Raw genomic sequence first — 12,603 nt, 5'->3', positions numbered from 1 at the left:
GATTGCGCCCGGCATCTATGTGCTTTTAGCATCTAGTTGCTTAACGCAAGTATATGCGAGGTGCACATGTCTTCTCCGGAGATGACCCCGCGGCGCCGGCTGTGGGCGTTCGTCGCGCTGATGCTGGCCGGGCTGATGGCGTCGCTGGACGCCACCGTGCTCGGCACCGCCCTGCCGACGATCGTCGGCGAGCTCGGCGGGCTGGACCGGATCGCGTGGGTGTCGACCGCCTACGTGCTGGCCACCAGCGTGACCGTCCCGCTGTCGGGACGGCTCGGCGACCAGTTCGGCCGCAAACCGGTGCTGCTGGCCGGCCTGGCGCTGTTCCTGGCCGGCTCGGCCGCCTGCGGCGCCGCCCCGTCCATGGACTGGCTGATCGCCCTGCGCGCGGTGCAGGGCGCGGGCGCCGGCTGCCTGCTGGCCTCGCTGTTCGCCGTCACCGGCGAGCTGTTCGAACCGCGCGAGCGGGCCCGCTACCAGGGCTGGTCGGCGCTGAACTTCGCCGTCTCCAGCATCGCCGGGCCGCTGGTCGGCGGCGCGCTCACCGACCACGCCTCCTGGCGCTGGGCGTTCTACGTCAACCTGCCGCTCGGCCTCACCGCCGCCGCCGTCCTCGTGCCGGTGCTGCGGCTGGCGCGCCCGCGCGGCCGCGCCCGCGTCGACTACCCGGGCATCGTGCTGCTCGGCGCCGCCGCCACCTGCTTCACCCTGCTCACCAGCTGGGCCGGGACGCGGCACGCCTGGGACTCGCCGGTCGTCCTCGGCCTGGCGGCGGCCACGGCGGTGCTCGCCGCCGTCTGGGCGGCGGCGGAGCGGCGCGCGGCCGAGCCGATCATCCCGCCGCGGCTGTTCCGCGACCGCTCGTTCGCCGTGGCGAGCGCGGTGGCGCTGGCCGGCGGCGCGACCGGTTTCGGGCTGGCCACCTACCTGCCGATGTTCCTGCAGACGGTCGGGGGAGTGCGCGCGACCGGCTCCGGACTGCTCCTGCTCCCGATGACGGCCGGGCTGGTGCTCGCCTCGATCGCCGCCGGCCAGTACATCTCCCGCACCGGCCGCTACCACCGGCTGCCGGCGCTGAGCATGGCGCTCAGCGCCGCCGGGATCGCGCTCATGGCCACCATGGACGCCCGCACCTCGCCGCTGACCGCCGGGCTGTTCATGGCGGTGCTGGGCCTGGGCGCGGGACTGTCGCAGCAGGTCGTCGTGCTGATCGCGCAGAACTCCGCGCCGCCGCGGGACCTGGGCGCGGCCGGTTCGGCGGTGTTCGCGTCCCGGATGGTCGGCACCGCGGCGGGGACGGCGGTCTTCGGGGGCGTCCTGTCGGCGCGGTTCGCCGCCGAGGCCGAACGGCGCGTCCCGGCCGGGGCCGCGCCCGCGTTCGACGACCTGGCCCGGCCCGACGTCCTGGACGGCCTGTCCGCGCCGGTGCGCGACGGCGTCGCCGAGGCCTTCGCGCACGCGTACACGGCGCTGTTCGCGACGGCCCTGGTGCCGGCGCTGGCGGGCCTGGCGGCCGCTCTGCTGCTGCGGAACACGCCGCCGGCGGTGCGCAGGCCCCCCGGCGCCCTGGACGCTACTTCACCTCGCGCCGCGTCAGCCGGACCAGGCCCGCGATCAGGGGGATGAGCAGCCACACCGCCAGCGACGTGCCGACCCGCGCCCATTCCTCCAGGGTGATCCCCTCCTCGAGGAGCGCGTTGAGGGTGCGGTTGGTGTCCAGCCAGCCCGCCGCGTCCCTCAATGCGTCGACCGTCTCGGTCAGCGTGGTCCAGGCGGTCGGCAGCGCGAAGTACAGGACGATCGCCAGCGGCGCGTTCATGAACAGCATTCCGAACGCCATGCCGGAGTAGACGCTGATCATCGCGAACAGCAGCGTGGTGGCGACCACCGACGGCCGCATCGTCCACGCCGCGTCCGAACGGCCGGTCGCCTCCGCCAGGCCGCGGCCCGCCGCGGCGACGGCCAGCGCGGCGGCGACGCACAGCGCGGCCAGCGCCGTTCCGGCCGCCAGCTTCGCCGCCGCCACCCGGTGCCGCTCCGGGACGAGCGCGAAGGTGGTCAGCGCGGTGCGCTGGGACCACTCGCCGGTGACCGACAGGATGCCCAGCACCGGCAGCAGGAACGCCGCCCCGGTCAGCGACGCGGAGAAGAACCCCGCCAGCGTCCGCTCGTGCTCGGGCGCGGCGAACAGCACCACCGGCGTCATCGCCGCGGCCGTCAGGGCGATCACGATGAGCAGCCAGCGGCCCGACCGGGTGTCGGTCGTCTTGCGCAGCTCGACCAGCGTCAGCCGGGCCAGGGACGGGCGGGCGGGTTCGGTGAGCGGCGCGGTCGCGGCGGTCATCGGGCGGCCTCCTCGACGGCGGGCGCGGACGCGGCGGCCCCCGTCCCGGCGGTGAGCGACAGGAACAGCTCCTCCAGGCCGCCCCCGTCGGCCCGGCGCAGCTCCAGCAGGGCGACGCCGGCGCGGGCGGCGGCCCGGCCCACGTCGCCGGCGGCGGCGTCCACCAGGAACGCGCCGTCCTCGGCGGTGCGGAAGGCCAGTCCGGCGGCGGTCAGCGCGGCGCCCAGGGCGGCGGGGTCCTCGCCGCGCACCCGGGTCCCGCCGTGCCGCGACAGCAGGTCCTCCTTGGCGCCCTCCGCGACGATCCGGCCGCCCGCGATCACCACGAAGCGGTCGGCCACCGCCTCGACCTCCCGCAGCAGGTGGGAGGACAGCAGGACGGTGCCGCCGCGCGCGGCGAAGTCGCGCAGCAGCGTGCGCATCCAGTAGATCCCCTCGGGGTCGAGGCCGTTGGCGGGCTCGTCCAGGATCAGCACGCTCGGGTCGCCGATCAGCGCCTGCGCGATGCCGAGGCGCTGGCGCATGCCCAGCGAGTAGCCGCCCACCCGCCGCCGCGCCGCCTTGTCCGCCAGGCCGACGAGCTCCAGCATCCGGTCCACCCGCGCCGCGTCCACCCCCAGCACCCGCGCGGTGAGGGCGAGCGTCTCGCGCCCGGTGCGGCCGGAGTGCTGCGCGGCGGCGTCGAGCAGCACGCCCACGTGCCGCCCGGGGTTGGCGATGCGCCGGTACGGGACGCCCTTGACGGTCGCCGAGCCCGCCGTCGGCGGCGTCAGCCCGCAGATCATCCGCATGGTGGTGGACTTCCCGGCGCCGTTCGGGCCGAGAAAGCCGGTGACCGTGCCCGGCGCGCACGTGAACGTCACGTCCGCGACCGCGGTCACGTCCCGGTACCGCTTGGTCAGACCCTTGACTTCGATCATGCCGACAGGCTGCCGCCCGGGCACGGCCCGCCGCGTCGGCCGATGGTCGAGGCGTCCGCGACCGAAGTCGGCACCGCCCCCGACGCTCGACGCGACCGAGACGCCGCCAGGACCGGGCCCGGCGCCGGAAGGCCTAAGACCAGTCGGCCAGGCCCGCGTCGTGCACCAGCAGGGCGATCTGCACGCGGTTGTTGAGGTCCAGCTTGGTCAGCAGCCGCGACACGTACGCCTTGACGGTCGCGACGCTCAGCGACAGCTCGCGGCCGATCTCGCCGTTGGTCTTGCCCTGCCCGACCAGCAGCGCCACGGCGCGCTCGCCGTCGCTCAGCCGGTCCAGCAGGGCCCGCGCCCGCTCCTGCCGCGGGTCCACCCCGGCGGCGTCGGCCACGTACGCCATCATCCGCCGCAGCACCGCCGGGGACAGCATCGGCTCCCCGGCCGCCACCTGCCGGATCGCCCGCACGATGTCCGGCGGCGGGGTGTGCTTGAGCAGGAAGCCGCTGGCGCCCGCCCGCATCGCCCGCAGGATGTGGTCGTCGGTGTCGAACGTGGTCAGGATGATGATCTCGGGCGGGTCGCGGCGGGCGCGCAGCCGCTCGGTGGCGGCCAGACCGTCCATCCGCGGCATCCGGATGTCCATGAGCACCACGTCGGGACGGTGCTCGTTGACCGCGGGCACCACCTCGGTGCCGTCGGCGACGTCCGCCACGACGGCGATGTCCTCGGCTCCGGACAGCATCATCGACAGACCCGCCCGGACCAGGGGGTCGTCGTCCACGATCAGCACGCGAATCGGGGCATCCATCATCGTCCACCCTAGGGGCCGCCGATCACCGCGACGGCAGGGGCAGCCAGGCCCGCAGGACGAAGTCGTTCTCGGGGGTGCGGCCGTGCTCCAGGCGCCCGCCCACCAGCTCGGCGCGCTCGCGCAGCCCGATCAGCCCGGCCCCCGCGCCGGGCAGCTCGGCGGCCCGCCCCACCGGCAGCGGGTTGACGATCTCGATGGTCAGGCCCGAATCGGCGGCCTCCAGCCGCACCTCCACGCGGCACCCGGGCGCGTGCTTGCGCGCGTTGGTGAGGCCCTCCTGGACGACCCGGAACGCGTGCCGCCCCACGCTCTCGGGCACGGACGCGGGGTCGGGGACGCGGTCGTCGAGGGTGACGGGCGTCCCGGTGCGGCGCGACTCCTCGACCAGGGCGGGGACGTCGGTCAGCGTCGGCTGCGGCCGTTCGGCGTCGGCGCCGTCGTCGCGCAGCACGCCGATCACCTCCCGCAGGTCCTCCATCGCCTGGTAGGCGCAGCGGCGGATCACCCCGGCCGCCTCCCGCTGCCGCTCGGTGGCGTCCTCCCCGAACTCCAGCGCCCCCGCGTGCACCGCCAGCAGCGAGATCCGGTGCGCCAGCACGTCGTGCATCTCCCGGGCGATCCGCTCGCGCTCCAGGTGCCGGGCCTCCTCCACGCGCAGCTGCTGCTGCTCCTCGGCCTGCCGGGCCCGCTCCTTCCACGACTCGACGAGCTGGCGGCGCGACCGGACCAGCATCCCGGCCGCCACCAGCACGGCGATGCCCAGCAGGAACACCGCCAGGGTCTCCCAGTACTCGCGCTCGGACCGCCAGGTGGAGTCCATGAACGCTACGGTGATCAACGCCGCCTCCGTCCCGGCGGCGGCGCACGCCGTCCACCAGGACCGGTGGACCGCGACGGTGAACAGCGCCAGCCCGAGCGGCCCCACCACGGCCGTGGAGAACAGCTGCCCCGCCATGAGCACCGCCCAGACCAGCAGGGGCCGGCGGCGGCGCAGCAGCATCAGCAGCGCCAGCGACGCGCCGCCGAACGCGACCTCGGCGGACAGCGGCGGGTCGGGGTCGTAGTCGGCGCGGGCGCCCAGCAACAGCAGGAAGCTCAGCAGGGCCGCGGCGGCCGCGACGGCGACGTCGTCGACCCACTCGCGGGAGGAGCGACGCAGCAGCACCCGACCCAACCTACCGGCCGCCTGTCGGGCCGCCCATGTCCGCAGGTCGATGCCGGAATCGACTTTCGTCGACGTCCGGCCGACCGGGAGGTCCGTTCCGGCGGTGCGACGGCGCCGGGCCCCGAGAGGACCCGGCGCCTTCGCCGAAACCGCCGTTACGGCGAGCTCATGCGGTCGATGCCCGGTGGCAGCTGCGCCGCGGCGGCCCGGTCGAGCAGGAACAGCGTCCGCTGCCGTCCCCGGGCGCCCGCGCCCGGCACCTGCATCGGCCCGGCCTCCGACAGCGCCAGCCGCACCGCCGGGGCCTTGGACCCGCCCGCCGCGACCACCCACACCTCGCGGGCCGCGCGGATCGCGGGCAGCGTCAGCGACAGGCGCGTCGGCGGCGGCTTGGGCGCGCCCCGCACCGCCACGACCGTCCGCTCCTCCTCGTACAGGGCGGGCATCTCGGGGAACAGCGACGCGACGTGCGCGTCCGGCCCGAGGCCCAGCATCAGCACGTCGAAGGACGGGACCGGACCGTGGTCCTCGGGGCGGGCCGCGGCGCGCAGCTCGGCCGCGTACCGCTCGGCCGCCGCCTCGGGGTCGGCGCCGTCCGGTCCGTCGGTGGACGGCATCGGATGCACCCGCGCCGGATCCACGTCCACATGGTCGAGCAGCGCCTTGCGGGCGCCGGTCTCGTTGCGCTCGGGGTCGCCGGTCGGCAGGAACCGCTCGTCCCCCCACCAGATGTCCAGCGCCCGCCAGTCGATCGCGTCGCGGGCGCGGCTCTCGGCCAGCTCGGCCAGCACCGCGGTGCCCACCCCGCCGCCGGTCAGCACCACCGACGCCGAGCCCCGCGCCGCCTGCACGTCGACCAGACGGGTGACCAGGCGGGCCGCCACCGCGCGGGCCAGCAGCTCCTGGTCGCGGTGGATCAGCACGGTCGGTGTGGTCATGCCCCCTCCGCTCCGGACGTCCGCGCCCCGTCGCCGGACGGCCCGGCCGGCCGCGCGGGCGCGGCGATCCCGCCGTCGGCGGCGGCGGCGAACTCCTCTCGCCGGTGCTGGGCGGCGGCCAGCTCCTTGGCGAACCGGGACGCCGCCTCCCGGTACACCTCGTCGGGGTCGAGCCGCCGCAGCTCCTCGGCCAGCAGCTCGGCCATCGGGCGGCGCATGAGCGACACCTGCCGGTCGGGCTGCCCGGGCCGCGTCAGCGTGGCCACCCGGCCGTCGGGGCGGCACACGACGATGTCGCCCTCGGTGGTGGCCAGCCGGACCCCGGTGATGCCCGGACCGTCGGAGAGCCGCCGCGTCACCGTCACGCCCAGCCGCAGCGACAGCCAGGCCGCCAGCAGCTCCGCGCTGGGGCTGTCCGGCTCGGCCGTCACCTCCCCGGAGAGGATCTCGCCGTGGGGCTGGTCCAGCGCGGCCGCCAGCAGCGACCGCCAGGAGGTCAGCCGGGTCCAGGCGAAGTCGGTGTCGCCGGGGGCGTAGACGTCGGCCAGCCGCGCCAGCGTGCCGAGCCGGTCGGCGGCGGCGTAGGAGTCGGTGACGCGGCGCTGCGCGAGGCTGCCGAGCGGGTCGCGGCTCGGCACCTCGGGCACCCTGCCGCCCGGCCACCACGTCACGACCGGCGTGTCCGGCATGAGCAGCGGGGTGACCACCGAGTCGGCGTGCTCGGCGAGCGGCCCGTACATGCGCAGCAGCACGGTCTCGCCGGGGCCCGTCTCGCCCATGCGGATCTCGGCGTCCAGCCGGGACGAGCTGCCGCGCGCGTCCCGGGAGATCACCGTCAGGACCCGGCAGGGGTGCTCGCGCGACGCCTCGGTCGCCGCGCGCACCGCGTCGTACTGCGCCGACTCGTCCGTCACGATGATCAGGGTGAGCACCATCCCGACCGCCGGGCCGCCCATCAGATGCCGGGCCTGCGTCAGCGCGTCCTGGATGCGGCGCGTGGTGGTGTCGGCCAGATCGATGTTCATCTCTTACAGTCGCCTCCATGCGCGCCCGTCGCGCGCCATCAGCGCGTCGGCGCTCTCGGGCCCGTACCCGCCGGACTTGTACTGGTCGATCTCGGGCTGGCTCGCCCAGTACTCCACCACCGGGTCCAGGATCCGCCAGGACAGCTCGACCTCCTCCTGCCGGGGGAACAGCGGCGGATCGCCGATCAGCACGTCCAGCAGCAGCCGTTCGTAGGCCTCGGGCGAGGACTCGGTGAACGACTCGCCGTAGGCGAAGTCCATGTTGACGTCCCGCACCTCCATCGAGGAGCCGGGCACCTTGGAACCGAACCGCACGGTGATGCCCTCGTCCGGCTGCACCCGGATGACCAGCGCGTTCTGCCCCAGCTCCTCGGTGTCGGTCTCGGAGAACGGCAGGTGCGGCGCCCGCTGGAAGATCACCGCGACCTCGGTGACCCGGCGGCTCAGCCGCTTGCCGGTGCGCAGGTAGAACGGCACGCCCGCCCAGCGCCGGTTGCCGATCTCCAGCTTGACCGCGGCGTAGGTCTCGGTGCGCGAGTCGCTGGGGATGCCGTCCTCCTCCAGGTAGCCGCGCACCTTCACGCCGCCCTGCCAGCCGGCGGCGTACTGGCCGCGCGCGGTGGCCAGCGACAGGTCGTCGGGAAGGCGCACCGCCGACAGCACCTTGGCCTTCTCCGCGCGCACCGCCTCGGCGCTGAACGACACGGGCGGCTCCATCGCCGTCAGCGCCAGCAGCTGCAGCAGGTGGTTCTGGATCACGTCGCGGGCGGCGCCGATGCCGTCGTAGTACCCGGCCCGGCCGCCGATGCCGATGTCCTCGGCCATCGTGATCTGCACGTGGTCGACGTACGACCGGTTCCAGATCGGCTCGAACATCTCGTTGGCGAACCGCAGCGCCAGGATGTTCTGCACGGTCTCCTTGCCGAGGTAGTGGTCGATCCGGAAGATCGACTCCTCGGGGAAGACCCGGTGCACCGTGTCGTTCAGCTCGATCGCGCTGGCCAGGTCGTGGCCGAACGGCTTCTCGATGACCACGCGCCGCCACCCCTGGGACCGGTCGGCCAGCCCGGCGCGCTGCAGCTGCTCGACCACCTGGGGGAAGAACTTGGGCGGAATGGACAGGTAGAACGCGTAGTTGCCGCCCGTGCCGCGGGTCTGGTCGAGCTCCTTGACGGCCATGGCCAGCGCCTCGAACGCGCCCGGGTCGCTGAACTCGCCCGGCACGAAGTGCATGCCCTCGGAGAGGTGACGCCAGACGTCCTCCCGGAAGGGCGTGCGGGCGTACTTCTTGACCGATTCGTAGGCGATCTGCCGGAAGTCCTCGTGCTCCCAGTCGCGGCGGGCGAAGCCCACCAGCGAGAACCCCGGCGGCAGCAGCCCCCGGTTGGCCAGGTCGTAGATGGCGGGCAGCAGCTTCTTGCGCGACAGGTCTCCGGTGACTCCGAACAGGACCAGGACACAGGGCCCGGCCACCCGGGGCAACCGCTTGTCCCGCGGGTCCCGGAGCGGGTTGTGTGCGATGGTCACGTGGCGGCCCTCTCTTCCCGCACTATGCCGTGGACCGTTCCTGCCCACTGATTCATCCTGCTATCTCCCGTGGCCGCGCGCATTTCCCCGGGTGCCCCCCGTGCGCGGGCCGTCGTATCGGCTGGGTCTCGGGTCGAATGTCGGCTTGCTGGTTCGTGGTACGTGCGCTCGGCCGAGCCGAGCTCATGCCCCTCCCCGGGCGATGTCGAGCAGTCGGGCCAGGCCCGACCGGCGGTCGTGCAGATGGAGTCGGACTACCGGGCGCCCGCTCCGTCGCGCCGCCCGCGCCGCGGCCAGTGCCCGCGCCGGCTGCGCGGAGCCCAGCCGGCGTCGCCGTCCGGCGACCGGCACGTCGCAGCGGACGTTTCCGGTCAGCATCAGATAGACGCCCTTCTCCCGGCGGTCATTCCCGACCGCCGGGAGGCGGCGGCCCCAGCTGACCGTCACGGGCCGGGACGTGCGCGCGGCCATCACCCCGGCCAGCCGCCTGACCTGCGCGCCCTGCCCTCCGCCGCGGTCCGGGTCGAGGAACGCGACGATCGCCAGATGCCCGTCGTCGCCGACCCGCCAGACCAGCGCGTCCAGCAGGCCGGGCAGGTCGCGGCAGGCGGCCAGGTCGGGGTCGGCGGTGTGCGCCGCCACGGCCCCGCTCCCGTGCCCGTCCACGAAGACCGGTTCGCCGGCCTCGTCGGGGCGGCCCGGGCCGCCGGGGCCGGGGTCGTCGTCGACCTCCCCGTCGACCTCCCCGTCGACCTCCCCGTCGACTTCCTCGTGGACATCGTCGTCGGCCGTGCCGCCGGGCTCCCCGTCGAGCCCGGCGCCGCTCTCGCCGTCGGGACCGCCGACGAGATTACCGGCGAGATCGCCGGCGGGGTCGTCGGCGCGGACGGCGAACGGGTCCTCGCCCAGCAGGTGCGCGGCCACGGCCGCCGCGTACTCCCAGACGACCAGCTGCGCGGCGAGCGGCCCGGAGACGGTGACGTCGTCCTGGCGGGGCCGCCCGTCCACGGTGACCAGGAACAGGTCGTCGTCCGGCAGCACCGGCAGGCCGCCGTGCTGGACGACCGGCAGGAGCCGTCCGCGCGTCGCCCCGGCGAGCAGGGGAGCGATCCAATCGGCCGTCTCCGGCGGCCGCGCCGAGTACCCGCCCAGCACGACCGTGGCGCGGCCCGCGCGCGCCGCGCCGCCCAGGATCGCGCCCAGCACCAGCCCCGGGTTGTTCTCCGGGCGGGTCAGGGCGGGCAGCACCGCGGTCGCCCCGTCCAGCACCGCCGCCACGTCCGCACCGGCCAGGCCCGCGGGGACCAGCGCGTACGGCGACAGCGCCCCGAACACCGTCGGCGCCGGCGCCTCGACCACCGCGTGCCCGGCCTCGGCGGCGAGCTCGGCGGCGCCGCCGCCGGCGGGGGCGACGGTCACGAACCGCCGCGCGATCTGCGCCGGGGACAGCCCGATCTCCCGGAACAGCGCCGCGAAGTCCCGGCTCAGCACGCCGGCGTCCGCGTCGTCGCCGGCGACCACGACGAGCGTGCGGCCGAGCCGCGCGCGGTCGGACGCCAGCCGCGCCACCGGCTCCGGGTCGGCGCTGTCGAACACCGTCAGCGGGCGGCCCTGCGCCGGCCGCTCCGCGGCCGGCCCGTCCGCGGCGCGCTCGGCCGCCCACTGCCGGACGATCACGTCGGCGGCGCGGGCCGCCGGGCCGCCGCCGAGCAGGGCCACCTCCGTCAGGCCCGCGTCGAGCGCCCGGCGCCGCAGCTCCAGGACGCGGTCGAGCACCGCCCGGGACGGGCCCGGCTGCCCGGGCCAGCACAGCCGCCGCCCCGGCCGCCGCGACCGCTCCGCCGCGGCCGACGCCCACAGCGTGGCGTCCTCCGAGGCCAGCCGGACGGCGACCTGGTCGATCCACAGCCGCCCCAGCATCCGCCGGGCCGCCTGGCGCACGGGATCGCGCGCGGTGACGGTGACTCCGCCCGAGACGACCGAGGTGTACTCGGTCACAGCCCCGTCCGTCCCACCGGCCCGCCCGGGCCGCCGCGGCGGCCGAACGCGGTCGGCCGCACACCGGTGCGCACGCCCGGCGCCGCGCGGACCGCCTCGATGAGCCGGGCCGCGCCCTCCACCGGGTCGCGCAGGTGCAGCCGGACCACGGGCAGGCCCCGCTGCCGCAGCGACCGCACCTCCGCCAGCGCCCGCGCGAGCTGCAGCTTCGCCAGCCCGTACGGGCGGCCCGGCACCGGATGGTCGGCCAGCGGGTCGTCCGGCGCCGGCTCCCCGGTCACGATCAGGAACGCGCCGCCGCCGGGGCCGTCCTTGTGGACCGGGCCGGTGGCGTGCGGGTACGCGGGACCCTGCCCGTACAGGACGGGACGGCCGCTGCGCCGGGCCAGCGCCGGCGCCAGGTACCGGCCGGAGATCTCCCCGGACACGTACGTGGCGACCGACACGTAGCCGTTCATCGGGATGTGCGCCAGCAGCGCGTCCAGCACCCCCTCCAGCCGGGACCCGCCCAGCGACGGCACGTCGGTGTGCACCTCGATCCCGCCGTCGACGAACGCCGGCTCGCCGGTCAGCAGCGGGCCCGTGCCCGCCGCCTGCAGCATCGTCGCCGCGTCGTCCTCGGCCTCCTGCACCACCAGGCTGCCGGGTTCGAACGGGTTGACGCCCATCAGCCAGCCCGCGACCGCCGTGGCGTACTCCCACAGCAGGAACTGCGCGCCGAGCGGCGCCCACAGCGACGTGTCGCACTCGGACGTCGCCTCGGCGCGCGGGTTGATCGCGATGCTGTGCACGTCCGGCCAGTCGCCGGATCCGCCGGACGGGTCGAACGCCAGCAGCCCGCGGCCGCGCTTGCCCGTCCCGACCGCCAGCAGCTGGGCGATCCAGGCGCTCAGCGCGGTGGGGCCGCCGGGCTCGCGCAGCATCACCTTGTCGCGCGGGCCGCCCTCGACGCCGCGCTGCGCGCAGCCGCCCAGGATCGCCCCGAGCAGCAGGCCCGGGTTGTCCTCCTCGCGGCCCAGCGACGCGGCCACGGTCGCCGCCTCGTCCAGCACCCGGTAGGAGTCGGCCCCCGCCAGCAGCGCGGGCACCAGCCCGTAGGCCGACAGCGCGCCGTAGTGGCCGGGCAGGTACGGATCGGTCAGCCCGATGCGGTAGCCGCACTGGCGGGCGAAGTCGTGCAGCGGGCTGCCGTGGTCGGTGATCACCAGGAAGCGGGAGGCGATCTCGCGCTCGGACAGGCCGTGCTCGCGGAAGGCCGCCATGAAGATCCGCCGGTAGGCGTCGCCCTCGATGGACACGCCCGGCTTGCTGGCCAGCACCACCAGCGTCCGGTCCAGCCGGTCCAGCGCGTAGCCGAGGGCGGCGGTGTCCCCGCCGTCCAGCACGGTCAGCCCGCCGGTCGGCGGCTCGGGCCGGCCGGCCGCGTCGGGCGCCGCCGACGGCCCGGTGGGGGCCAGCGGCCGCCCGGCGGAGGAGTGCGCCTCGACGATCGCCTGCGCGGGCAGCGCGTCGGCGCCCACGCCGATCAGCACGACGTGGTCCAGGCCGGAGTAGCGGGCCTCGGTGACCAGCGGCTCGATCTGGTTGAGCAGGCCGCGGGAGGCCACGGGCAGATCGAGCCAGCCCAGCCGGCTGTGGTCGACCGCACGGCGGCCCCACAGCCGCGGGTCCTTGGCGGCCAGCGCGCCGGGCACCCCGCAGCTCACCAGGTAGTCGCGCGCCTGCAGCGCCGCGTCCAGCACCTCGCCGCGCGTCAGTACGTCGAATCCGGACACCGTTCCTCCCGAAGCCCTATCGTTCCAGGAGAGAACGGGCATTGGCGACCCGGACGCGGATCTTCCGTCGCACCGGGCGGACCGGCCCGGCCGCCCGCGCCGC

General features: G+C 75.7%; 10 protein-coding genes. 1 reads left to right on the top strand and 9 read right to left on the bottom strand.

Translation table 11 applies throughout. The features are described 5' to 3' along the window. The first annotated feature begins 66 nt into the window (after window positions 1-66). Window positions 67-1,626 (top strand): MDR family MFS transporter, encoded by a 1,560-nt coding sequence (locus tag AR3_RS03705; protein ID WP_083950901.1) that lies wholly within the window; start codon window positions 67-69, stop codon window positions 1,624-1,626. Here the strand turns inward: AR3_RS03705 and AR3_RS03700 are convergent. The 9 genes from AR3_RS03700 to AR3_RS03660 all read right to left on the bottom strand — a co-directional run bounded on the left by AR3_RS03700 (window position 1,574) and on the right by AR3_RS03660 (window position 12,500). After that, complete coding sequence (locus AR3_RS03700; RefSeq protein WP_067908339.1) at window positions 1,574-2,344, bottom strand: hypothetical protein; 771 nt, start codon at window positions 2,342-2,344, stop codon at window positions 1,574-1,576. The genes AR3_RS03705 and AR3_RS03700 overlap by 53 nt on opposite strands. Continuing rightward, on the bottom strand, window positions 2,341-3,264 hold the full coding sequence (locus AR3_RS03695) for an ABC transporter ATP-binding protein (RefSeq protein ID WP_067908336.1): 924 nt from the start codon (window positions 3,262-3,264) through the stop codon (window positions 2,341-2,343). The genes AR3_RS03700 and AR3_RS03695 overlap by 4 nt, the downstream gene beginning before the upstream one ends. Window positions 3,265-3,397: 133 nt before the next feature. Then, window positions 3,398-4,069: a response regulator transcription factor gene (locus tag AR3_RS03690; protein ID WP_067908334.1), complete on the bottom strand. Its 672-nt coding sequence runs from the start codon at window positions 4,067-4,069 to the stop codon at window positions 3,398-3,400. Between the two features lie 25 nt (window positions 4,070-4,094). Then, window positions 4,095-5,237 carry a sensor histidine kinase gene (locus tag AR3_RS03685; RefSeq protein WP_106258676.1) on the bottom strand — a complete coding sequence of 381 codons (1,143 nt, stop codon included), beginning with the start codon at window positions 5,235-5,237 and terminating at the stop codon, window positions 4,095-4,097. Between the two features lie 155 nt (window positions 5,238-5,392). Further along, complete coding sequence (gene pgl, locus AR3_RS03680) at window positions 5,393-6,175, bottom strand: 6-phosphogluconolactonase (protein ID WP_067908328.1); 783 nt, start codon at window positions 6,173-6,175, stop codon at window positions 5,393-5,395. Then, window positions 6,172-7,200 carry a glucose-6-phosphate dehydrogenase assembly protein OpcA gene (locus AR3_RS03675; protein ID WP_067908325.1) on the bottom strand — a complete coding sequence of 343 codons (1,029 nt, stop codon included), beginning with the start codon at window positions 7,198-7,200 and terminating at the stop codon, window positions 6,172-6,174. The genes pgl and AR3_RS03675 overlap by 4 nt, the downstream gene beginning before the upstream one ends. 3 nt (window positions 7,201-7,203) lie before the next feature. Continuing rightward, window positions 7,204-8,727 (bottom strand): glucose-6-phosphate dehydrogenase, encoded by a 1,524-nt coding sequence (gene zwf / locus AR3_RS03670; protein ID WP_067908322.1) that lies wholly within the window; start codon window positions 8,725-8,727, stop codon window positions 7,204-7,206. 183 nt (window positions 8,728-8,910) lie between these two features. Beyond that, window positions 8,911-10,725 (bottom strand): hypothetical protein, encoded by a 1,815-nt coding sequence (locus AR3_RS03665; RefSeq protein WP_067908319.1) that lies wholly within the window; start codon window positions 10,723-10,725, stop codon window positions 8,911-8,913. Continuing rightward, window positions 10,722-12,500: a phosphoheptose isomerase gene (locus AR3_RS03660; RefSeq protein ID WP_227023154.1), complete on the bottom strand. Its 1,779-nt coding sequence runs from the start codon at window positions 12,498-12,500 to the stop codon at window positions 10,722-10,724. The genes AR3_RS03665 and AR3_RS03660 overlap by 4 nt, the downstream gene beginning before the upstream one ends. Window positions 12,501-12,603 lie beyond the last annotated feature (103 nt).

This window comes from Actinomadura rubrobrunea NBRC 15275, assembly GCF_001552235.1.
In the GTDB taxonomy this organism is placed as follows: Bacteria; Actinomycetota; Actinomycetes; order Streptosporangiales; family Streptosporangiaceae; genus Spirillospora; species Spirillospora viridilutea.
The sequence above is the reverse complement of the archived record's forward strand: the minus strand, read 5'-3'. Positions and strand labels throughout refer to the sequence as shown.

Bases quoted from the DNA above. Each gene is read 5' to 3' on its own strand.
- AR3_RS03705 (WP_083950901.1), top strand. From the start codon at position 67: ATGTCTTCTCCGGAGATGACCCCGCGGCGCCGGCTGTGGGCGTTCGTC.
- AR3_RS03695 (WP_067908336.1), bottom strand. From the start codon at position 3,264: ATGATCGAAGTCAAGGGTCTGACCAAGCGGTACCGGGACGTGACCGCG.
- AR3_RS03700 (WP_067908339.1), bottom strand. From the start codon at position 2,344: ATGACCGCCGCGACCGCGCCGCTCACCGAACCCGCCCGCCCGTCCCTG.
- pgl (WP_067908328.1), bottom strand. From the start codon at position 6,175: ATGACCACACCGACCGTGCTGATCCACCGCGACCAGGAGCTGCTGGCC.
- AR3_RS03675 (WP_067908325.1), bottom strand. From the start codon at position 7,200: ATGAACATCGATCTGGCCGACACCACCACGCGCCGCATCCAGGACGCG.
- AR3_RS03690 (WP_067908334.1), bottom strand. From the start codon at position 4,069: ATGGATGCCCCGATTCGCGTGCTGATCGTGGACGACGACCCCCTGGTC.